Raw genomic sequence first — 23464 nt, 5'->3', positions numbered from 1 at the left:
AATGGAAAAAGTTGTCTCCAAGTTAAATCGTAAGATTCACGGCAAGAGTGAATCGACACCGTCTACTACATCGGCAGCACACAGCCGATAGAAGGCATATGCAACCCTTGACTCCCATTGACTAAGTTGGGAGAACCGATTTCCTGAATTCAACCTCTTTGAACCCTGCCTGTAGCGGGATTCCCGTGAACTAGCTGGAACGGTAAACTCCGAGATTTCGATAGTCTGCGGAAGCCGCACTGAACTCTTTTTCCACTATTTCGAAAGTCTGCCTGACTTTGGGCAACATTGCATCAACATAGAACATATAGTTCCAAGGCTTCCCGGCAATGGGACGTGATTCCAACTTGGTCATATCCACACCATGTTTTTTCAATATCTGAAGACAGTCACTAAGCGCTCCCGGATGGCTTTTGAGAGAAAAGGTAAACGAAACCTTGTCGGCATTCTGCACTGCCGCGCTGCTCAACCGGGCTATTACAACAAAACGAGTATAATTCCTGGGATTGGTTTCGATATCCTCAGCCAGTATCTCCAGCTTGTGAAACGCGGCAGCTGCACTGCTCGCAATGGCCGCCACGCCGGGGTCGGCCTTCTTGGCCACCATGGCAGCCGCGCCGGCCGTATCAAAGTATGGTTTTATCTGATAGCCTTTCTTCTCTAAAAACTCCGCACACTGGGAGAGGGCCTGCGGATGAGAATATACCTCTTTGATTTGTCTCTCTTCAGTGCTCTGAATCGCAATCAGATTGTGGCGAATTCTCACTTTGATTTCGCCGACTATTTTTATATCCGGATAGCGGGTTAACAGATCGTAGTTTTCGAAAACACTGCCGGTTAGGGAATTTTCCAGCGGAATCATACCCCATGCAGCCCTCTCCGATAAAACCATGATGAATACATCATCAAATTTGGGCAGAGCTAAGGGTTCCACATCGCCCTCGGGGAAATAATTCAATATGGCTCGCTCGCTATAAGCCCCTCTCTCACCCTGGAAGGCAACTCTTGGTTTCCTGCCAACGGTTCCCTTTCCCAAGTGTGAGCGAAGTACATCTTTCTGATGCCTTTCGGGAAGCCGAGCAAGTTCCCGATCCACCGTGGGGCAAAGAGCCTCAATATCGCGAAGCAGTTTTTCAAACTGTCCGGGCCACAGTGATTGTGGCCCGTCGCTGAAGGACTTATCCGGATTTGTATGAACTTCAACCAGTATTCCATAGGCGCCGGCGGCAACACTGGCCAGGGCCATCGATGCAACCTTATCCCTGATACCCGTGGCATGCGATGGATCAACAATCACCGGCAGATGACTAAGCTCCCGGATTACGGGTATGGCAGATATATCCAAGGTGTTGCGGGTCACCCTTCCAAATGTGCGAATTCCTCGTTCACATAGAATCACATCGTCTGTTCCGGAGGAGAGCAAATACTCGGCTGCCATCAACCATTCCTCGATAGTCGCCGCCATCCCTCGCTTCAGTATCACTGGAATACCAGCCTCGCCGACGCTTTTCAATAACTCAAAATTCTGCATATTTCGCGTACCAATCTGAAATACATTGACAAGTTCGGCCATTCTCTTCACATCGTTCGAAGACACCACCTCGGAAACCACTGGCAGTCCGGTAGCTTCGCCAGCCTCGCGGAGGTATTCCAAACCTTTGAAGCCTAGTCCCTGAAAGGAATATGGAGAGCTCCGCGGCTTAAATGCGCCACCGCGCAGCATAACCGCTCCCGCCTCCTTCACCGCCCAAGCCGAATCAAAAATCTGTTCCCTGGATTCCACCGCGCAGGGACCGGCGATGCAAACAATGCGGGAACCACCGATTTTGACCGAGCCAACGTCAATCACAGTATCCTGAGGATGAAATTCCCGGGAAGCCATTTTATAAGGTTTATTGATAGGTATAACCCTATCAACTCCAGGCAGAATCTCCACTTGACGGCTATCTATGGTGTGGCTGCCGATGGCGCCGATTAGAATTCCCGCCTCCCCTGCAATTTCACGAATCCTAAATCCCCTTTCCCGGAGAAAATTCGACACATCCTCCTTTTGAGAGGGCAGAATCCCAGCTTTGAGTACGACAATCATTGTCCAATACTAGCCTATTATAGACTGTTTTTACAGGTAGTCCGGATGTTTCATCGGTCTGAAAACCGAAGTTATCAAAACACTGCCCATGTCGTTAAACCGATAGTAATCCCGAACCAGATTGTTTTTATAGGCGACGATCTTGTCGATGTAATTTAGAGTGTTGGTAGGGGCGCCCAGGCGATCGACACGCCCGGGGCCAGCATTATACATGGCCAATGCTGTAACGATGTTGCCGGACATGTCCAGAGTTTTTCTCAGATAAGATGTCCCATAATCTGCATTTATATAGGGGTTGAAAAAATCATTGTCGCTGAGCATTTGGAACGATGAAGAATTGAGCTGCATCAATCCCCTATCCACGCTCTTGTTGTGGTTGATTCCATATGCATTTGCCTGGAAGCGACTTTCCTGCCATGCAACAGCAACCACCAGGGCAGGATCCATCTTGTACCGATCGGCGGCCACAATGAGGGCGTCCGCAATGGCTGAGTCCCCGATTCGAACATGAAGGTAGGAAATTACCGAAATTCGGCTCGTTGGACTGTTAAATGGCGCCATCAAACCGCCCTCAAGCTGCTCTGCACTGAACTTCTTAAACAGATACGTGGGCTCGAGGTAGTCCGATTGACCCGCCAAACTTGTATCGGCGTCATCATATTGTACGCCGAATGACAAAAAAACAATTCCAAGTATTAGTATCTTTTTGATATAATGCTCCTATAGAATTTAAGCAAGTTGGTAGTGAATAGTATTTAATGGGGAAAGTAAAGTAGACAGAATATGTTTTTAGGTGAAGTTTTAGTGAAGATTCTAATGGTCTGAGGGGGGAGATTTTATGCCACGAAAGTCACTGATTCCAGTTTTTTTGATGCTTCTCGTCTTCGGCTTACCTGCAGAAGAAGAGGAGGGCCAGTTTACCGTATTATTTGCGCCCTACAGGATTGAATGGAATCCTCATTATGCCTTTACCGTTACCGAAGCCCAGGTATTCACGGCTGTTTATGAGGGTCTTGTATCCTTTCATCCAGGCACGCTCCGGCCAGTTCCGGCTGCAGCGGAATCTTGGGAATTCTCCGAAGACAACAAACGTATAACTTTCAAACTGCGCGAAAATATCCTCTGGAGTAATGGGGAAAATTTAAGCGCATCGGATTTCCGGGAATCGTGGTTAACTATACTCTCTCCAGAGACTGAAGCTGAATACGCTTCTCTGTTCGACGACATTGTTGGCGCCAGGGAATATCGCTCCGGCCTTGGTCTCAAGGAAGATGTCGGAATCGAGGCGCCCGATGCGACAACATTGGTGGTAAGCCTGAAACAACCCTCTCCCCAATTCATCTCGATTTTATGTCATTACAGCTTCGTCCCGATTCATAGAGATTTTAGGAAGCTTCATGATTGGAGCGCAATTCGATCGGTTCCCGTAAACGGACCGTTTATTATAAGAGCACGCAATGAAAAAGAAATTTTGCTTGATAAGAATCCACTGTACTGGGATGCCGAATCACTCAGAATTGATCGACTCAGAATTGTGTTCAGCGACGATGCAAACCAAATAATGAAAGATTTCAACCGGCTTGAAATCGATTGGGTTACTTCAGGGATAGACAGCACGCAGCTCGCCATACCTGAGGCGTTAAACATTACACCTCAATTTTCCACAACATATTACTACTTTTCCAACAACTCGAAAGTGTGGGCAGATTCCAGAGTCAGGCGTGCCCTCACTCTTTTGTTGCCACTTGACGAACTGCGTGAAGAGCGACTGATTCCGGGTGTGTCCCTTGTTCCGCCCATTCCAAACTATCCGGCTGCCGAAGCCAATTTTCCGGCACCTGAGAAACGTATGGAAGAGGCTATTAAACTGCTTGAAGAAGCTGGATTTCCGGGGGGTAAGGGTCTCCCAAGCCCTGTAATCCGAGTTCCCCCCGATGATTCCGTGGCCAAGTTAATGAAAGACACCTGGAGTGAGACTCTTGGCCTATATGCGATTATTGAAGAGGTGATTTTTGCGGATTACTACGATGCGGTCAAAGCTGGCGGTTATGACTTGGCCACCCTCACCTGGACTGGTGATTATGCCGATCCTCATACTTTTCTTGGTATGTGGAATTCCCAAAGCAGCTTCAACGAATCTGGCTTCTCGAATCCCGAGTATGATGCATTGCTTAATGAAGCTGCAACATTGCCCTTCCTTCAGAGATTCGAAAAACTGAGAGAGGCTGAAAGTCTGCTCTTGTTTTCCTGTCAGGTTATTCCAATTGAGCACTATCCGGCGGTGAATTTAATCGACCGGCGTTTTGTGGAAGGCTGGTTTCCAAATGCGCTTGATATTCACCCTTTCAAGCACCTAAGTCCCCGACTCGGCTTCGATATACCTGGTGTTGCCAAGGCCGAACTCGACACAGAGCCCTTTAGGAATCAGCAAGTAGATTAATCCGCAAAAGGGCCAAATCCCGCACACCATAGATTCCCCTTGAACCAAATGTGGACTCCAGCACGATTTTGCTGTTGATATCATGTATAGCAGCAGCCTTAAGTCGCGCCATTTTCCACTCAAAGAGTTCTACACTGCTTATCGGTTTGACATCACTCGACTCAATGCTGGAGAAAAATCCGTTAAAATAATCGGTTAGCCAGTCTTTACGCTGGTTGAGCCATGTTTGCGTACCGCCGTCTCGGAAAGTGTATCCAAGATTCACCTTTGCGACGAATATGGTGGACTCCTCGTCGGAAGTGTAGCCGTTAAGCTCGGGAATATTCTTGTAATAGGAGAATTTTGGTGTCCAGTTTATACCTGGTTCTCCGCTAACGGCGTCAATACGCGCAAGTAAATCTTCGCCTCGTCTATGTATGTCCGCTGATAAAACCAGTATACATAACTCATCCAGCTCGGCCTGTAAGGCGGGATGGTATTTTGTCGCCAGAATCCAGTTTTTATCCACAGATAAGTTGTAAAGCGATGCAATGAGTTTTTTCCAACTTGTATCCAATGCCATTAGCCGCAACCTAAAACGCCAGTTTCCGAGCAGAAAACTGCGCACTTCTTGACGATTAGACGTATAGGAGAAGCTAGTCTCGTTGCGTGGAATCCAAACACCTGCAAAATTTTCAAGGGCTAGATGGATATTGTTGATGATGGAAAGGTTATCCACCGATGGCACGGGCATGAAGGTTAGCTCAGCCGGAATTCCGCTCAGTATCAGCAAATCTTCCTTTAAGAAATCGAAGAGCACTCGAACCGTCGAAACATATTCGGGCGCCCAATTTGGCAGCTCTTCATCAGCAAACTGCGTCATGTATGCCTCAATCGTTTTGCGAGCATCTTCGTTCAAATGTTTACGAAAACGACTGTTAACCGAGGGTCTGGCGAAGTCTCGCCGCCCAGGATCTTTGGATAAGAATAGTTTTAAACTATCTAAACTGCCCCCCCTTTTCCGCGGCGCATTCAACCTGGTTTCTATATGATGCAAATTTTCTAGACTATCTCTTTGGGTTGCTGACAGAAGGTTTTCTATAGCTAATTCCCTAGCTGTTCGGGCGAGTTGCTTCTGCGGGCTGTCAAGCCGCAAAATCAGGACAATCGCCAGAGAAGTTATCAAAATCACCATAAATGCTACAAAAGCTGACAGTGCCTTGCGACTCATATAGGAACATTATCGGATATCTTGTCACGCAATTTGACAGAGCTGAACTTTTCGATATATTGTAATGATTATGGCGAAAAAGTCTATCGCGGCCGAATTCGAGAAGGGACAACAGGTGGTTTATCCTCTGCAGGGCGTCGGGCGTGTGGAAGATATCGAGGAGCGCCCGTTTCGGGGCGAGGTGGTTCCCTACTATGTTATGTATTTCGGTGTTTCGGATATGACCATTCGCATCCCGGTGGAAACGGCAAAGGAGCAGGGTATTCGCGCTATTGTGTCACAGAGTGATTCCGAGAAGGCACTTGAAATCGTCACCAGTCATTATGAACCCGTCCCCACCGATTGGAAACTCCGCTATCAGATGAATCTTGATTTATTGCGAAAGGGTGAAGTTACTGACATCGCTACGGTTGTGACAAAGCTCTATCACCGCAGCAAGGTTAAAGAACTTCCCATACTTGAACGTAAGCTTTACGATAACGCGCTTCATCTTCTGATTGATGAAGTTGCATTCTCCATGGGCAAGAGCAAGGATGAGGTGGAACAGCTTATCTTCATGAAGCTTGAATCGGAGGAATAGGACGCGAGGTTCCAGTCACCTGCCACCAGTACAAAATCTGAAACGGGGTTAAGCTTAGCAATGATTCATGCGGAAAATCTGTTTAGACGCTTTGGCAGAACAGATGCTGTAACCGGCATTAGTTTTCACATCAGAAAGGGTGCGGTAGTCGGTTTTTTGGGACCCAATGGCGCCGGGAAGTCCACAACGATGAACTTGATTACCGGATACCTGGCTCCAAGCAGCGGCAGCGTCTTTATCGATGGTATTGATATTGTCAAGGCACCGGTGCAGGCAAAAAAACTTATTGGATATTTACCCGAACAACCGCCCTTGTACCGTGACTTGACAGTGGATGAGTATCTTGAATTTGTGAGCGAATTTAAACGTGTGCCAAAGAGTCAGCGCAAGTCTGATATCGCATCGATTCGAGACCGGGTTAAGATCCACGATGTCCGAAGACGATTGATAAGGGGTTTGTCCAGAGGATACAAGCAGAGAGTGGGTCTGGCCCAGGCCCTGGTTGGGAATCCACCGGTGCTAATTCTGGATGAACCGACTGCGGGACTTGATCCTAAGCAGATTATTGAGATTCGGGAATTGATTCGCAGCTTAGGTAAGGAACGCACGGTGGTTATATCCTCTCATATTCTGCCTGAAATTAGTGCAACCTGCGAATGGATTATAATCATCAATAAGGGCACAATTGTTGCTTCGGATACGCCTGAGAATTTATCTGGACGATTGAGCGGCAGTTCGGGTTCAATTCGCCAGAAATTGCTGATTCGGGGTGATACCGAGACCATTGGCAAAACATTTGATAAACTGTCGTTTCTAAGCGTACAGAGTATCAAGGCAGCTCCCGAGATGGGCCTATCCGAGGTGGTAATTGCCCCTTCAAACCAGCAGGATGTCCGCGAAGCAGTTTTTTTCGCTATGGCGAAAGCGAAGATACCAATTCTTCAAATGTCGCCGATGGATTTAAACCTGGAGGAGATTTTCCTCAATCTCACTACATCGGAGGATTGATGCTTGCACTATTGAAAAAGGAACTTAGACAGTATTTTTTCACCCCGAACGGTTGGGTTTTTTTATCGGTATTCCTATTCATCTCCGGAATTATGTTTTCAATTCAAATGGTTTTCCCGGGGAATTCTCAATACCCTGCCTTTCTGGCGAACCTGCCCTTCATATACCTTTTTGTCATCCCTCTTTTAACCATGCGAAGCTTTGCCGACGAGCGAAGATTCATGACAGATCAACTGCTGTTTACTGGACCCACGAGGCTTCTGTATATTGTACTTGGTAAATTCTTATCCGCGTTAATCGTTTATCTAACTACAATCGCTCTCACTTTCGTTTATCCTCTGCTTCTGAGTTTTCATGGAGAGCTGGAATGGCCGGTGATACTTGGAACCTACATCGGGTTTATCCTCTTAGGTATGTCTTTCATTGCCATTGGAATTTTTACTTCCCAGCTCACCGAAAATCTTCTAACCTCGGCTGTTTTTTGTTTCTGCGTGATTATGCTGACTTTCTTAGTGGAACCAATGCGTCGTTACATGCCCGCTAGTGAAACTTCAGGATTGATATGGGCTGTTATTCTTGTCGTTATTCCACTTTTCCGACTGTATTCGGCTGGTAAAAACTGGCTTATTATCGCGTTGGTTGGATTTGTTTTAGCCGCTGTGTTTCTGCTATTTTGGTTTTTCGGAAAGGATTTATTCGCAGGATTCATTGGCAGAAGTCTGGGTTGGCTTTCGTTAACTCGCCGTTTCTTAACTTTCTCCATGGGTATTCTGAGTCTGGATGCGGTTGTGTACTACTTGAGTTTCGCCGGATTCTTTCTATTCCTCACGGTAATGGGCCTTGAGAAACGGCGATGGAGCTAGAGTGTTGCATATGAAAAAACCAGATATCCGATTGGATTTCAAGACTTACAATGCAGGAGTCTCGGCGCTTATCACAATAGCCATTCTTGCCGGGCTTATTCTAATCAATCTGCTCATCAACGAGCTGGAACTGGAAGCCGATCTTACTCCAAAAAAACTTTATAGCCTGAGCACACAGACTGAGACTTTGCTTGAGAGGCTGGAAAAACCTGTGGAAATACTTGTTCTCTCCACACCTGGGGAAGAATCCGAGTCTCTGATTAAAACACTGGAAAGGTATGACAACTCTTCTCGCTATATTGATGTCAGGGTGCTCGATCCCGACAGAAATCCGGGCCGAATAACCCGATTCACAAACGAAGTCAGTTTGATTTCCAAGGGTGCCGTGGTTGTGGATTCCAATGACTTCTTCCGGGTTATCAACCCCGAAGATTTCTATGATTTCACCTACGATCAGCTAGGCAGGCAACAGATTATAGCGCAAAAAATTGAGCAGCAGATTAGTGCGGCCATTGCTTATGTGTCATCTGGTAGCACCCAAAAAATTTATGAGATTAAGGGTCATCAGGAAAACCCGCTTGCAGAATCAGGTTACACGGAAATTCTCAAAAGGGCTAACTTCGAACTCGGGGAGATTTCCCTGATTCTCTCCGCAATCCCTGATGATGCGGCTCTTCTTACTCTGATTGGACCGAAATTGGATATTTCTGAGGCAGAAGCGACTAAATTGAATTCCTATCTTGAAAACGGCGGAAAACTATTTGTTGCCTTGGATTTGACATATAACCCTATGCCGAATACTTCTGGACTCCTAAGGAAGTGGGATATTGAAGTTCTGCCTGGACTTGTAATGGAATTCCAGAAAAACCGCTTGATTGCGGAGTTCAGTGACAATCCTTTCATATTTTCTCCCACTGTTCTGAATCATGAGTCTCTTGTTCCACTAATTCAAGGGAAGCTGGATCCTGTGTTTCGAGGATCGATGGGCTACAGACGGACTCAAGCGCAGCAGAAGCACTTGGAATATGCTTCGCTGCTAGCCAGCTCGGATGTTTCCAGATTACGCACGGAACTTACAAGCGAGGCCTCCAGCAGTGCCACGCCGATATCGAGTGATTTGCAGGGGCCGGTGGATGTGGCAGTTGCTGTTCGTGAGCGGGATTCGGGAAATCACACATCGGAGGGAGCAAGACTTGTGGTGCTTGGTAGCGCAAGTAGTCTTGCCGGGTTAGGATTTCTTGGCCCTATTAGAGCAAATACGGATTTGGTAACAAATTTACTCAGTTGGATTACAAACAACGATTCCTCTGTGCTTATTCCGTCCAAGAGCCTCTATCGACTTCCATTGCAAATTAGTATGGTAAACGGAGTTGTTTACAGCACAATAACCACGATTGTTATTCCGCTGCTCTGCCTGGGAATTGGTTTGGTGATTCACTTCCATAGGCGTAACCGATGACAGAAAAATCCGTGGCTCTAATTTCCTCGCTGGGTGTTCTGGCCGCGCTGGTTATCGTATTCGTAATCTCCCGCTCCCTGTCTGAATCACCAAACGAACTGGACGATGGTTCAGTCAATTCCATAACGCTAACCGATACAGAGGAACAAAACCTTCGTGCGGTGGCAGTGAAACGTCTGGATGGAGGGTTTGATTTCGAACTTGGCGAGGACAATGATTGGGTTCTATCCGGAGCATCCTTTCGCCTGCACGCAGATGAGGTGAAACGGGTTACACGAATACTTGCTTCCATCGAATCCGGAAAGATTATAAGCGAGGAACTCGATGGGAGGCGTCTTCCCGAGTTTGGCCTTGATGAGCCAGTGGCGAGAATTGTTGTTACTGACAAAAGTGGAAATTCAGAGGTAGTTGAAGTTGGGAATGTGAGCCCTTTTGATAAGCGACGTTATGCGCGGCGCAAAGATTCTTATAATGTGGTTTTTCTCCCACCCGTGGTTACGGAAATAGCGTTTATGGATAACGATGATTTTAGGGATAAGAGTCTACCCACACCGAACTTGGATGAGATTGCGATGCTGGAATTTCGTAAGGATGGGGAAGTATTTCAGATGGTTCACAGTACGGAGCCGGATCCCTATCTTAGCTCGACAGGCAACTATGTTGTAACTAGACCCTGGCGGGGAAAATACTATTTGGATGAGGGAAATTTTCGAATGCGAATAAGAGAGGAAACTCCCCTTCCGTCGACAGTGGTTGCCTATCTGGATAACGAAAACCCAAGCAACACGAAATTTGGTTTGACCGATGAGAAGGCTGACATGCTATATCTGTCGGATAGGGATGGTACGGTTTTGCATCTAATACTCGGTGTCTCCGATGGTGAAGGAAACCGCTATGCTCGCCTGGGTGATAGAGACGAATCAATTTTCAAGTTGAACGAACCCGAACTTGAATTCATGAACACCAAACCATTCTCTCTAACGAGTAAATTTGTTTTTTCGGGTTCTATTGAACGAGTGGCAAGAGTAAAAATTGAGGCGGGCGAAGATGTCTGGATGCTCACCCGAATCGAGAAGGGAGTGGTTGAAGAAATCGAAGACGATTTATTTCTGATAGATGATCTGGAAATCACATTCGAGGAATTTTCATCTCTTTTTCAAAATTTGACAGGGATTTCCCGGGAGGGGCAGATTCAGGAAGAACGCACCCCTTTGAAACCGGAAGTAACTATAACCATTATCAACTCGAACGCTGATGTAAACCCATTGATTATGCGTTACTGGAACTATGATGAAGCATACCATCAAGTTGACATGGATGATGGGAAGCCTGAATTCCTGGTTAGCCGCTACCAGGTTAAAAAACTGATAAATCAACTAATGGCCCTATCCAACTAGGGTATGAGATCGGTCGGCAAACTATGACGGTTGAACCTGGCCACGGCCAAGGGACGTCCGTCACTCCGGTAGGACCAGCGCGCAAAGGCGGCACCTGATACATCTTCCACGGGCCGCTTATCGATGCCGAAGTGACGCCGCTCTCTCACGCGGCCATACTTGTCGTAAACCCATTCATAGACTGCCACTCCTTGAAAGTCGGCGCGGAGTTGGCCAAATTGGCCAAATTGCCGCTGTTCGATTTTGTTATTTTCACCATCGTAGACCCATCTATACTCGGCAATGCCTTGATTATCTTCGGAAAATTCATCGACAAAATTGTAGTGGCGTTCCCATATCTTATTGCCACTATCATCATATCCCCAGCGGTACACAGCAACACCTGTAACATCGTTTGCCAGCGTTTCCCAATCATCGTAACTTGCGGCTTCAAACAGATTCTTATTGTCATCAAATACATAGCGATAGCGAGCGATTCCCCATTGATCGGCCTTTGTCTGATCGTCGGTCCCAAATGAGGTGGAAGCTATTATAAGCCCCCGTTCGTCATATTCCCACCGATAGGAAGCCATACCATACTCATCCTCACATAGTTCGCCAAATTCGTTAAGATTGAGCTGTTCCAATTCGTTACCCTGAACATGGTGTATCCATTTATATGTGGCAACTCCAAAAATATCCTTAATCGCCACTCCATTCGCATCTAAATTGGATTGCTCTATAAGATTCCCAGGTGTGTCGTATTTCCGACGATAAATTGCAACATTGTTGGAATCGGTACGTAGTTCACCTTTAGTTCCCAGGCGTCGCTCTTCCAGCACTAATCTCCTATCATCTCTGTCAAATTCAATAGATGCCGACCCATCCGCGCTGAGAACCGGAGTGCCCAATATTCCTACTCTGTCTTCCCTAATCACTTCCCCTTCGACATTTCTGGTATATAGATAACCGTGTACGCCTTCACCACGACGTTCTGTTTCAAACCCGTTCATATCATAGTAATGAAGACTAAGCAGTCGATCAGAGCTGTCCCAGCCATAACGAATTTCGCCAACGCCCTGACCATCTTCTATTCTGGCGCCTGACACATCGAAGAATTTTTCGTTGACACGACGCCCTTTGTCATCCAGGGTCCACAGTCTAAGAGCTACTCCATTCCTGTCGGTGATTAAATTCCCGTATTGATCGTAATGGAATACGCCGGTGGCCAGGCCCCTTTTATCGAGTTTTACCCGCCGCGACCAAACTCCCATTTCATCCGAGACGGGAAGACCCCTGGAATCTGTGTTTCTCCGATGCACATATCCTAGCTCATAGTCCAGTTCTATTCGGGCTACGCCGTAGAGTGGATCAGCAATCGATCTGCCGGAGCGGCTGTAGTTTATTTCCGTCAGCCGACCATTCTTATCGTAACTGAGTCTGTACGCGTTGGAAAACTGTGCCTCGCCGGATTCAATTTGCTCAATGCCTATGATGCGCTCATATGAATCAATCTCGATTCGACGGTACCATGCCTCCTTGGCGGATGTAGCGGATGTGCGGGTGATGCCGAAGTGCAAAAGGATAGCACCGATCAGAGCTAGCTTCCTGAAACTTCCTTTCATCGTTCTGATAATCGGCAGATACCATGCGGTCTCTTAGAGAAGTTGCCAAGACTAACTCACCTGTATTTGCCTCAATGCATGGGCGAGTTGGGTTAGGTTTCTCAACTGTTCCGTATTCTGTGCGCGTTCACGGTGTTGCCGCTCATATTCACGATATTCAAAAAGCATTTCCTGAAACCTTTGCGGATTTGATACGTTCTTAAGTGTAATATCAGCAGCGCCGCCGGTGGTTACCAGTACTAAGCTCCCGTAGCCAAATATCAACGATAGTATCCCTTTTTGCTCAGTTCGGATATTTTGCAGAGAAGATATTTTTATTTGATGTCGGAGTATTTTGCGTCCAAATGGTTTACGATGGAAGCTTGTTACATATCCCTGGGAAGCTAGAAAAAAATCATTACGCCAAGCCTCGAAGCGGTAAGCTATCCATATGAACATCGGTATCACAGTTGCGAAATGAAGCCCTCTCGTTATCGATAAGAGAGAAATTATGACACTTAGCACTACTGGAAGTAGAATTTGGCTAACCAATACTACTGGGCTTTTTCGAATTTTTAGCGTTGTGGATCTGGCCAGACGCTTGTTGTCCTGGACGGAACGAAGCATTCGGGACCTGTATTCTCCAAGGCCGCTGTCCTCGAGGTTTCGTCGCATTTTTTCGCGCTCACGTCCGCCTGTTTTCGCCGTTATGAGCTTTCGCAGCTTCTGAATCTCCTGAGCGAAGGTGCCGGGAGAATTTATATTTTTGAGTATCAATTCACCATCGAGTGCAGCAGTTTTAACCCTTATAGTTCCTATTTTAAGCAAGTTGTTCATCGTGCCGCCCTGATCGATGCTGACACCCTGAATCTGGTCGGTTGGAATATGACGAGTTTCGATCGCCAGACTTTTCCAGTCGAAACAACGAGAAATGATGGAATCGGCTTCGATTTTATATAAGGTACTAAGGTTTCTGATGCCGAAAATGCATAGCCATGGGAGGAATACTGCCGGCGAGCATAGAATGATTAGGGGAGATATCGTGGCTACACCGCGCGTGGTGATATACAGTGATAATGCCGCGAGAATCGCGAGCGCAAAAACCAAAATCGCCGGTCTGGCGGATGGCCTGATTATTCTTTGTTTATTCCCGGGGGCGGAATTGGGCTGTAAGCTTCTTGAGAATCCAGTTCGAAGGCGCCCCTTGGAATCGTAACGGGGTTTGAGCGCCCGACGTATCGCACCCTTGGAACAAAGCTCCAGCAGAGATGCTCTCGTCCAACGCAACCAGCGGGTATACTCTACCGCCCGAAGGGTATATTCCAAGGGTTGCGGTATGCCTAATCGCGCTTCACCCCAGAGGTCACCTTTCAACCAATTCCTTCGAACGTCTTTGTTATCCTGAGATTCGAGTCTGCCCTGGAGAACCAGGATTATTTCCTCTCCCAAATCGCCCGGGTGGAAAAGTTGCGAGCCTGCCGGTGCCTCCCAGAGTTCGGCGGCCATCATAAGTTTTTTTCTACCACGTTCAGAAAGACATAGAAACGCGGGATGCATCGGGAGTTTTGTTTCATCCATACTTTCGACTATCGGCCTGTGTCTGGGGTAAGTTATTGAATTCTGGAATCCGGTAAAAGTTACTGTTGAAGTTTCGCCCGCTATTATTTTTCCCGGGTGCCTCAATTTGTCGGGAGCTTACTCATCCAGTTCCTTCAGAATCGATGGTTTATCCAATATGATTTTCCAAAGCATCGCCTGCGCCAGCGTTGAACTCGCCCGAATGTTATCCAGGGGCCTTCGCCTGATATCCGAAGACTCAGTACGAATCGCCCTGCTCTTCACAACACGTGCGCCTTGCTCAACGGATGGAATTGTCGATTGTACCTCGGATAGCGGTTTGCTAAGCTCTTCTTCCGGCGGGGAATCCAGCGGATGCAACGGGATTGATTTCTCATTGCCGAAACTGTCCTCCTGTTCCTCTTTTGAGAAGGTTTTGCGCAGCCTCGACACCACCTCATCAGGTTCTCTCCGCGCAGGAGCTTCCCTTGCTGCCGCATCCCTCCTTCGCCTACGCTGTCTAACCCCCGCAAAGATGCGCAAAATCCAAATAATTGCCAAGGCTGCGGGTATGATAGAAAATAATTTGCCAAGTACATCTTCCACGAACTACGAATCCGTTGAGCGATTATCAGATTGTTGTTCGCCCAGACTCTTTCTCATATCGGTATCAGCCTGAATATTTCTAAGGCGATAATAGTCCATGATTCCCAGATTCCCATCCCTAAATGACTTCGCAATCGCCAGAGGAATTTCCGCTTCAGCCAAAACCACTTTTGCCCTGTTTTCCTGCACCTGGGCAGTCATCTCCTGCTCTCTCGCCCTAGCCACGGCTCGTCTCTGCTCTGCCTCCGCCTGGAATCGCCGCGTATCCGCCTCCGCTTGATCCGCCTGCAGTTTCGCGCCGATATTGGAGCCCACATCCACATCGGCAATATCAATAGATAGAATCTCGAAGGCCGTCCCGGCATCCAGGCCTTTTTCCAGGACTCTCCTTGAAATCTGATCTGGATTCTCCAACACATTCTTGTAGGTATTGGCCGAGCCGATGGTGGTAACTATTCCCTCGCCAACTCTGGCAATTATCGTTTCCTCTGATGCGCCACCGATGAGCGCATCGATATTCACTCGAACCGTCACCCTGGCTTTCGCTTTAAGTTGAATACCATCCTTCGCAACCGCGTCGACAGTGATTTTACCGGTTTCGGGATTGGGGCAATCGATTACTTTGGGATTAACACTGGTTTTCACCGCATCCAAAACGTCCCGCCCTGCCAAATCGATAGCCGTCGCTCGTTCAAAAGGTAGTTTAATGCCAGCTTTCGACGCTGCAACCAGAGCCTGCGAAACCTTAACCACATCTCCACGTGCCAAAAAATGAGTTTCCAGCTCATCCGTGTGTATGAACAAACCACCTTTCATCAGCATAATTCTGCTGTCGACTATTAAACTTGGATTCACCTTGCGAATCCACATGCCAACTAGTCGTCCCAAACCCACCTTTGCGCCCGATACAAGAGCTCTTAGCCATAAATTGAAGAATTTAATAAAGATGATTAAGAAAGTTAGGACTAGAAGTCCTCCCAAAGTCCACAACACAAATACAAGCAATTTCAGAAGTATACTCATTTTTCCTCCACGGCTGACACCACAGCCTTTACACCATCGATGCTCTGAACTATAACCCGGGTATTTTTCTCACAGTATTCGCCACTTGTCTCCACAACAATCACTCCGGATTCGAAGCGCACCTTGCCAACCGGTCGCAAATCAGTTACCGCTACACCGATGGCTCCAATATCAACAGAAATTTTCTTTTCCTCTTTTGAAGTCCCAATTTTTTTAGGGCGACGTTTTTCTTGCTTGCTGTTACGCCGACGCCATGATTTCCCAGCATAGCCCAAATCACCAGGACCATGAAGTATCAAACGACTAAATAAACTTGCCCGCGGCAATAATGCCATAATAACTCCTATAAGGGTGAATCCTGCAAATATACCAATTCCAACAATGGCAAGATTCCGTTTAGCTATGTTCCATTGCCAATCAAACTGGGGCCAAAAGAAATTTTGCTGACTTAGAACAAAAGCTCCCAGGATTAACACAATCCCTGCAATTCCAGCGATGCCAAACCCAGGGATAATGAAAATTTCCAACAACAGAAGAATCACTCCAGCCAGAAGCATCAAAATTTCCACCGCTGCCAGATTCCCCATCAAACCACTCGAAACAAATACGATGGCAAGAGCAATAAGAGCAATAGTTCCAGAAACACCGAATCCAGGACTCGTAATTTCAAGATATATACCAATCAGTGCAATAATCAGTAAGAGGCCCACCATAGCGCCGCTGGTAAGAAAAGTGATTATCGAATCCGCTCTACTCTTTTCAACTACCACAGTTTCCTCAGATGTGTATCCAAGTTTGGTTATTAACTCTTCCCGTGTCAGGGCGCTGCCTGCTGACACCTCGTAGCGTTCCATTTCTCCGGCCGTAAGCGTTAGAAGCTTGCCCTTATCACTAACTGTTTTCCCAATCTCAAACTGTACATTCTTCCTCTCCATCGCATTGATGTCCGTCTCCGTCAATAGTGACTCGGAATCATCAACAATCACCTCTTTAAGAACTACATCAGCATCCACCATCGCTAGCGCAACTCCGACAGGATACCCGTTTTTCTCGGCCAGGGCAGCCATTTGCCCCCGCAACGCGCTCACCGTTTTTTCCTCGGCAGGCTGAATCCCTTCCGTGGTTTGATACACCGGCGCAGCGGCTCCGATTGAGGTTCCCGGGGCCATCCAGATTTCCGCGCAGGAAAATGCCATGAGCGCGCCAGCCGACCAACTCACTCCACGCCCCCCGCTATCAACGGGAATATAGGCAACAGTTTTGGCCCACGTGGCAGAGCCTAGCTTACTGGCAATTTCCAGAGCCGTGTCTACACGGCCGCCGAAGGTATCAATTTCGATAATCAACGTCTCTACCCCCGCCCTCTCGGCTTCCTCAAGAGAACGCCCCAGAAATACCCCGAGATATCGATCCACATCCTCCCTTAAAGGGATAACATACACCCTGGCTGGAAGCATCTCTGCCTGTGCAATTAACGCTGACACACTAATCAGATTAAGAGCACATACAGCAATAGCGCGGAGTTTCATACACTTAATTATGAAGTCCGTGACGAACTAAGTCAACACCAAGCCTTGTCCCATCCAACATCTTTGCAAGGGCGCGCACCCGGAACCATACTTCCCAGCAGAATATTTCATCCCCGCGCACTTGCGTTTAAGAATGCCGCTGCCGATTATTGAGACCGTAATAGGAATGTATTAATGCCAATACCACTAATCTATCCCGATAGCCGATTCAAAGTGCTATGGGAATTTTACGTCCTGCTCGTCACTGTAGCGGCGACTATTGTCGCCCCGCTTATCGTGGTATTCAGAATCACAATAACTCCAAGTCTAATCGCGCTGGATGCTTTGATAACTCTCACATTCATCGCCGACATCGTTGTTCAATTCAACACAACCTACAGTGTCAGACACAAAAGAATAAGCGATCGCAAAGCGATAGCCATACGCTACATCAAAGGATGGTTTATACTCGACATTCTTGCCACCATACCCTTCACATGGACTTTTATAAATAGCCGGCACCTAGTCTTTAATCGCTTATTACGCTTCTTCCGATTAACCCGCCTTCTAAAACTCTTCGGAAGCTCAAAAACACTACGGCGGGCAAGGGAACTGAGTTTTGTCAATCCTGCTCTTATGCGTCTATTTATGCTGATATTCTGGATTCTAGTTGCAGCTCACCTTGTGGCCTGTGGATGGATTTACATGGGAGGCGTCGGCAAATATACTTCCTCCGGGGATTACACATCGAATGGGGCTGTCTACCTTGAAGCCTTCTACTGGACCATCACCACACTGACTACAATTGGTTACGGCGATATCACCCCAGAGAGTCCAATTCAGTTCATCTACGTAATAGTCGTAATGTTGATGGGCGCCGCTATTTATGGATTCATAATCGGCAATATCGCCAACATCATTGCAAACTTGGACATCGCCAAGAGTCGTTTCAGGGAGAGAGTGGAAAACATCAACACCTTTCTGAAATATCGCAATATACCGAATCAGCTCCAAAACCAAATTCACGACTATTACGACTATCTATGGGAAAGTCGCAGAGGTTACGAGGAATCCGATCTACTATTAGATTTGCCAAAATCGCTTAAAACTCAAATCGCCTTCTTTCTTAATCGAGACATAATCGAAAAAGTGCCTCTCTTCAAAGAGGCCAGCCACGAGTTTATAAGAGATATCATCTTGAATCTCAATCCGGTTATATACACTCCGGGAGATCAAATAATCACCTATGGCGAAATTGGTTATGAGATGTATTTTATCAGCCAGGGCGTGGTTGAAGTATTAAACAAAGAACAAACAATCACATACGCCTCTCTTTCCTCCGGTCAATTTTTCGGCGAAACCGCCCTACTGCTAAGCAGTCCAAGAAACGCCACCATTATAGCAAAGGACTATTGCGATCTCTATGTACTTGATAAGGAAACCTTCGACAAAATACTTCAGCGATACCCAATCTTTGCAAAAAGAGTTGAGGAGCAATCCGCCAAAAGACTTGGGGGACTTAAAACGGAAGAACAGAATCCTGAGTCATCCAACCTTCCCACAGCGAAGATAGAAAGCGCCAAAGCAACCGAAACTTCATCCATGAAACTTGGCAAACTTCCATCTCTTGGTTATAAGGTTTTGGGAAACAACGCCATCGAACTTAGCTGGCTGTCAATGTATGACGCCGAAAGCTATGAACTTATACGTAGGAAAGCCGAAGAGACTAAATGGAAAATGATGGATCCCACAATCGAAGGTTCCAGCTATGTGGATTCTCCAGCGCCAATCGGGAAGGTTGCATACCGCATTCGCGGGAAGAACAGGTACGGAAGCGGTCCGTGGAGTGCGCCTTTAACCGTGAGAATATCTAAGAAGTAATCACCGGTCACAGCCTCCATCTTAAGGAACGTGAATTAACTCCCTGGGTTTAGACCCATTTGCCGGACCAACAATGCCCCGGCGTTCCATCTCTTCAATCAATCTCGCGGCCCTGTTGTATCCAAGCTTCAGTCTCCTTTGAAGATAAGATGCCGAAGTTTTTCGGGAACTCACAACTATCTCAACCGCCTTCTCGTACACTGGATCGTCACCATCACCCTCTCTCTGGAGCAGGTGTTCATCCTCATCGTCGATGAACATTTCATGATCGATATAATCAGGCTCGCCGAGAGATTTGACATAGTCGGCCATTTTTTCTATCTCGTTCTCGGCAAGAAAGGCTCCCTGCATTCGAGAAGGGAATGGATCCCAGGCCGAAGTGAACAGCATATCTCCTCGTCCGAGTAGTTTCTCCGCTCCCATCGTATCGATAATAATGCGACTATCGGTTTTACCTGCCACCATGAAAGCAATTCGACTTGGAAAATTCGCCTTGATAAGTCCCGTAATCACATCCACCGAAGGCCTTTGTGTAGCAAGAACGAGATGAATGCCAACCGCCCGGCTCATGGCTGCCAAACGAGCAACAATGGCCTCCAAATCCTTTCCACTTGTAGCCATCAAATCGGCAAATTCATCAACAATAACTAAGATATAAGGCATCGAATCTGTCGCAAGTTCTCTCTCTCTAATTCGTATATTGAGAGACTTAATATCTCGAACTCCCTGAGAATCCAAAAGCGAATAACGCCGCTCCATCTCATAGAGACACCATTGAAGCGCCTGAATCGCCCTTTTCGTATCGATAATAACTGGAGTCAATAGATGTGGAATACCATTGTATAGTTTCAGTTCCACGATTTTCGGATCAACCATGAGCAACTTGACATCCCTTGGGCCGCGAGAATAGAGCACAGAAGCAATGAGGGAGTTGACACAGACAGACTTACCCGATCCGGTAGCGCCTGCTATCAGTAAATGAGGGGTTCGTGTTAGATCAATTATTTTGTTCCCACCACTGATGTCCTTACCCAATATCACAGGTATTTCAGCGTTGGATTGCCGAAACTCCTCGGATTCCACAATCGAACTGAACGAAACAATCGAGCGTTTCTTGTTTGGCACTTCAATGCCCACCGCATGTTTCCCCGGAATAGGAGCAATGATTCGAACCCTGCTCGCCGCCAGGCGCAACGCAATATTGTCTTGGAGATTTACGATACTGCTCAATTTCACTCCGGGTGACGGCAGAAGTTCAAACATGGTAATCACAGGACCCTTACAAATACCGGTTACTTTCGCGTCAATCCTGAATTCCTTCAGAGTTTGCTCAAGAACGTTCGCTGCTTTTCGAATTGTCTCGTCAATCGCAATGATACGCGGTTCCGGATACACATCTAAAAGTCCCTCAACCGGTACATGATATTGCTCTTCGGAATGCCTGAATGCAGGCACCGGTTTGGGACCTATTGGCTCACTTCCTCGTGGTTCAAGTTCCTCGGGAATATCCTCATATTCATCGGGCGAATCCTCAATTGAATCCGTACAATCGGCCGACAATTCCGACTTGGAATTTAATACACGAGATATAAAATCTGAAATTCCCGGTTCCGCCATTGGCGAACCGGGAAAGGCCAGCTTTTCGGGGGCTTCCTGCAAAGGAGGCCCATGATACTCAAACGGTTGTTCGGGAAATGCAGGAGAGAATATTTCGTTAACCTGTTTTCCCTGTTCTCCGTTCGAAGAAACAGTGCTGCCGCTGGTTTCGCTATTAAAAAAACTAATCACCCCATTTACGATTCTGTTTAGTACTTTTCCGGTAAACAAGCTGTGGTCTGACCCCTCAAGATATCTGCTTAGCCCGGCAATCCCAGCTATCTCAATCGCAAGCAGGAGCAGGAAGAGTAAAATTGCCGGAAATCGTCCAAAAGCCGTCACCAAAACCCTGGGCGCGAGCATTGTGGTGTTGTTAAAGACAATGTGCAAGAATATCGCCGAAGTAAGGAAGGGAATGGGAGAAATCCACAGCAGAATTATTGTTTTTTTGGGTAGACGATTCGCCTTGGTGAGAAAACCGCAATACATCAATAACAGCGGGATATAGAGTGATGCCAGGTTAAAACGGCTAACAAGGAAGGCCCCCGGCTTCACTAGCGCAGAGCTGCTCCCAAGCGCAGAGACAGATATCGCTATAAAAAAGTACAAAGCTAAGGAGAAGCTAATCACGGACAGATAGGCATACTTACTCGAACCTGGGGACATCGATAAAAGCCTCCTCCCTCGATTATCGGAATCGCCAGTTTTGCGGCTTAACAAAGCAGGCCTGAAACCAAACGAGATGGATATTCAGTATATCAATATCCCAGTGAACTCAGAAACCAAAGTGAAGCAAGCCCATTATACTCACTGGAATTAGGTATATAGCGAAAAACCACAACCTTCCTCTGGCAATAAGCCACAGCAAGAATTTCAGTGACGCATACCCAGCAATCAAGGCCGAGGTAAAACCCACTAGAAGAGCACTTATCGATACAGTATTCGAGAGTTCCGCGGCATCCCTCAAAGAGAGCAAAAAGGCGGCGGCTACTGCTGGAATCAGAAGCAAGAAGGAAAACTCGCCAGCTGCCCTTCTATCCATCCCAACCATCATCCCCGAGGCGATTGTAATACCCGAGCGACTGATCCCGGGAAAGACACCGAAACCTTGAGCAGTGCCTGTAACAAGCGTTCCGACCCAGGAGAGTTCTTCAAGATTTTTATTCCCCTTGACACTAACCGTAGAAAGAAGTATCAGAGCAGTAAGCATAAGAAAGGCCGAAACTATTACTGGAGATTCCCGAACTCTCAAACCAGATACTATATAGGCAACTATCGCGGTAATGGCCGTAGCCACAAGTAAGCGCAGAAACAGCCTTAGATTAGGTTTATCACTCTCCCGAGTTTGACGGCTGAAATATCGAAACAGCGACGCAAGAAACCACCCAAGTCTCCGCCTGAAAACCCAAACCACCACCAACAATGTTGCTATGTGAAGCAATACATCGAAAAGAACCGGCACCTCATTCAAGTCCATCAGAGCCCGGGCAAGTACCAGATGACCTGATGAAGAAATAGGAAGAAACTCGGTAAGACCCTGGATTAATCCCAGCAAGGCAGCCTGCAACACAGTCACTTGATTCACCTAAAAGAAGTCAGCCCCCAGGATGCGTGGAGTAGCCAGGGAGTTTTCCCTTCATAAAGATGTGCATAAATGGTGGCGGCTGAAAAAACTTTGTGAACATAACTGCGAGGTTCCTCTAACGGGAAGCTAACTCTAAAAAGATCTTCGCCCAAACCGGGTTGATTACGACGCCATTCTCGCAATGTACCACCTCCAGCATTGTACGAGATTAAAACATCCGTCCATCCACTGGTCCATTCCCTGGCATCGAGCCAGTTCAAATAGGCGGCAGATAGAACGAGATTGATTTCGGGATTCATAGGATCCGAATCCTCGGGAAGTTTGCGGCGATCAACCCATTCTCTCCACGTATCAGGCATGAACTGGCCCAGCCCCATAGCGCCAGAGCGGCTTACTGCATTGGTATCCCATGCACTCTCGGTACGCACCAAGCCCGTCAATATCTCCGGCAACGTTCCCTCCTCAGCAGCTATATCCGAGACTAAGCTGTCATATGGAAGCGGGTATAGAATTAACAAATCTTCCTTAGTAGGAGTGAAATTGTCTCTGGTCCAAAGTAGATTACCCAGTCTAATAGACAATCTCGGCTGTGACATTGCAATCGCCCTGGCTGTCATTCTGATGGTTTTGCTGGAATAGCGTTGGGGATTCTTCAAAATTTCACTCACTGACAGATCGAAGAGGCCCCATTTAACGAAAAGCTGAATAATCAAATCATCATCGCTATCTTCAAAGTCAATCTCTTCTCCCGAAACGACAGGAATATCTCGATGAAGCAACCCGGCCGCCCTCAATCCCGACCAGCTGAAGGGCGCCGATTCCACGGCCGTTTCAAGGTATTCCTCCACCCGAACACTCGAATGCAATCTATCCTCAAAGAGAGCGCTCGCCAAAACCAAGGCTCCATCCGCCCGGGCCACAGAAGGCCATGAATTTCCCCACATCTCATATACAGACTCCAGAAACTTCCAGTCGCCATCTCGTACACAACGATGGATGAATAATTCCAGGCGGTCTTCAAAGCGCTTCGGGTTGTCCCACAATTTGAAAACAGTCGTTAAGGCCGAAAGTCTCTCAGC

Annotated in this window: 18 protein-coding genes; 7 read left to right on the top strand and 11 right to left on the bottom strand. The window is 47.2% G+C overall.

The features are described from left to right. Positions 1-190: 190 nt before the first annotated feature. Positions 191-2089 (bottom strand): 3-deoxy-7-phosphoheptulonate synthase, encoded by a 1899-nt coding sequence (gene aroF / locus S1OALGB6SA_RS03255; RefSeq protein ID WP_037562503.1) that lies wholly within the window; start codon positions 2087-2089, stop codon positions 191-193. 30 nt (positions 2090-2119) lie between these two features. Then, positions 2120-2767 carry a lytic transglycosylase domain-containing protein gene (locus S1OALGB6SA_RS03250; RefSeq protein WP_052080077.1) on the bottom strand — a complete coding sequence of 216 codons (648 nt, stop codon included), beginning with the start codon at positions 2765-2767 and terminating at the stop codon, positions 2120-2122. A gap of 160 nt (positions 2768-2927) precedes the next feature. Here S1OALGB6SA_RS03250 and S1OALGB6SA_RS03245 point away from each other — a divergent pair, with 160 nt between their 5' ends. Next, positions 2928-4529, top strand: coding sequence for a peptide ABC transporter substrate-binding protein (locus tag S1OALGB6SA_RS03245; protein ID WP_052080078.1), 1602 nt, complete (start codon positions 2928-2930; stop codon positions 4527-4529). On the opposite strand, the gene S1OALGB6SA_RS03240 is transcribed toward S1OALGB6SA_RS03245, so the two are convergent. Beyond that, a complete protein-coding gene (locus S1OALGB6SA_RS03240) occupies positions 4507-5739 on the bottom strand; it encodes a flagellar basal body-associated FliL family protein (protein WP_124032541.1) in 1233 nt (410 codons plus the stop codon). The two genes, S1OALGB6SA_RS03245 and S1OALGB6SA_RS03240, sit on opposite strands and share 23 nt — an antisense overlap. Before the next feature lie 64 nt (positions 5740-5803). Here S1OALGB6SA_RS03240 and S1OALGB6SA_RS03235 point away from each other — a divergent pair, with 64 nt between their 5' ends. Genes S1OALGB6SA_RS03235 through S1OALGB6SA_RS03215 form a run of 5 tightly spaced genes read left to right on the top strand, consistent with a single transcriptional unit; the run spans position 5804 to position 11046 of the window. Further along, the gene (locus tag S1OALGB6SA_RS03235) at positions 5804-6319 is read left to right on the top strand and encodes a CarD family transcriptional regulator (RefSeq protein ID WP_230204388.1); all 516 of its coding nucleotides are present in this window, start codon (positions 5804-5806) and stop codon (positions 6317-6319) included. A 60-nt stretch (positions 6320-6379) separates the two neighbouring features. Beyond that, positions 6380-7327, top strand: coding sequence for an ABC transporter ATP-binding protein (locus tag S1OALGB6SA_RS03230; RefSeq protein ID WP_037562506.1), 948 nt, complete (start codon positions 6380-6382; stop codon positions 7325-7327). Then, positions 7327-8190, top strand: coding sequence for an ABC transporter permease (locus tag S1OALGB6SA_RS03225; protein ID WP_037562507.1), 864 nt, complete (start codon positions 7327-7329; stop codon positions 8188-8190). The genes S1OALGB6SA_RS03230 and S1OALGB6SA_RS03225 overlap by 1 nt, the downstream gene beginning before the upstream one ends. A gap of 10 nt (positions 8191-8200) precedes the next feature. Continuing rightward, a complete protein-coding gene (locus S1OALGB6SA_RS03220; protein ID WP_195910267.1) occupies positions 8201-9649 on the top strand; it encodes a GldG family protein in 1449 nt (482 codons plus the stop codon). After that, complete coding sequence (locus S1OALGB6SA_RS03215; protein WP_124032540.1) at positions 9646-11046, top strand: DUF4340 domain-containing protein; 1401 nt, start codon at positions 9646-9648, stop codon at positions 11044-11046. Before S1OALGB6SA_RS03220 ends, S1OALGB6SA_RS03215 begins: the two co-directional genes overlap by 4 nt. Here S1OALGB6SA_RS03215 and S1OALGB6SA_RS03210 read toward each other — a convergent pair. The 5 genes from S1OALGB6SA_RS03210 to S1OALGB6SA_RS03190 all read right to left on the bottom strand — a co-directional run bounded on the left by S1OALGB6SA_RS03210 (position 11043) and on the right by S1OALGB6SA_RS03190 (position 17344). Continuing rightward, positions 11043-12650, bottom strand: a complete 1608-nt coding sequence (locus S1OALGB6SA_RS03210; protein WP_124032539.1) for a hypothetical protein — start codon at positions 12648-12650, stop codon at positions 11043-11045. The two genes, S1OALGB6SA_RS03215 and S1OALGB6SA_RS03210, sit on opposite strands and share 4 nt — an antisense overlap. 51 nt (positions 12651-12701) lie before the next feature. Continuing rightward, the gene (locus S1OALGB6SA_RS03205) at positions 12702-14207 is read right to left on the bottom strand and encodes a cyclic nucleotide-binding domain-containing protein (RefSeq protein WP_124032538.1); all 1506 of its coding nucleotides are present in this window, start codon (positions 14205-14207) and stop codon (positions 12702-12704) included. Between the two features lie 117 nt (positions 14208-14324). Then, complete coding sequence (locus tag S1OALGB6SA_RS03200; protein WP_124032537.1) at positions 14325-14792, bottom strand: hypothetical protein; 468 nt, start codon at positions 14790-14792, stop codon at positions 14325-14327. A gap of 3 nt (positions 14793-14795) precedes the next feature. Beyond that, positions 14796-15815, bottom strand: a complete 1020-nt coding sequence (gene floA, locus S1OALGB6SA_RS03195; protein ID WP_037565175.1) for a flotillin-like protein FloA — start codon at positions 15813-15815, stop codon at positions 14796-14798. Then, the gene (locus tag S1OALGB6SA_RS03190) at positions 15812-17344 is read right to left on the bottom strand and encodes an NfeD family protein (protein ID WP_124032536.1); all 1533 of its coding nucleotides are present in this window, start codon (positions 17342-17344) and stop codon (positions 15812-15814) included. The genes floA and S1OALGB6SA_RS03190 overlap by 4 nt, the downstream gene beginning before the upstream one ends. Positions 17345-17518: 174 nt before the next feature. Between S1OALGB6SA_RS03190 and S1OALGB6SA_RS03185 the strand changes: the two genes are divergently transcribed. After that, positions 17519-19204, top strand: coding sequence for an ion transporter (locus S1OALGB6SA_RS03185; RefSeq protein ID WP_052080373.1), 1686 nt, complete (start codon positions 17519-17521; stop codon positions 19202-19204). Between the two features lie 21 nt (positions 19205-19225). On the opposite strand, the gene S1OALGB6SA_RS03180 is transcribed toward S1OALGB6SA_RS03185, so the two are convergent. The 3 genes from S1OALGB6SA_RS03180 to S1OALGB6SA_RS03170 all read right to left on the bottom strand — a co-directional run. Then, positions 19226-21466, bottom strand: a complete 2241-nt coding sequence (locus S1OALGB6SA_RS03180; RefSeq protein ID WP_037565173.1) for a DNA translocase FtsK — start codon at positions 21464-21466, stop codon at positions 19226-19228. A 109-nt stretch (positions 21467-21575) separates the two neighbouring features. Beyond that, a complete protein-coding gene (locus S1OALGB6SA_RS03175) occupies positions 21576-22385 on the bottom strand; it encodes an undecaprenyl-diphosphate phosphatase (protein WP_230204387.1) in 810 nt (269 codons plus the stop codon). Continuing rightward, positions 22382-23464 (bottom strand): lytic transglycosylase domain-containing protein (locus tag S1OALGB6SA_RS03170; RefSeq protein ID WP_148084010.1); only part of this gene is annotated, 1083 nt, incomplete at its 5' end. The genes S1OALGB6SA_RS03170 and S1OALGB6SA_RS03175, both read right to left, overlap by 4 nt.

The sequence above is a fragment of the Olavius algarvensis spirochete endosymbiont genome, from assembly GCA_900608495.1.
Classification (GTDB): Bacteria; Spirochaetota; Spirochaetia; order DSM-2461; family DSM-2461; genus UBA2779.
This window is presented reverse-complemented; position numbering and strand designations above follow the sequence as displayed.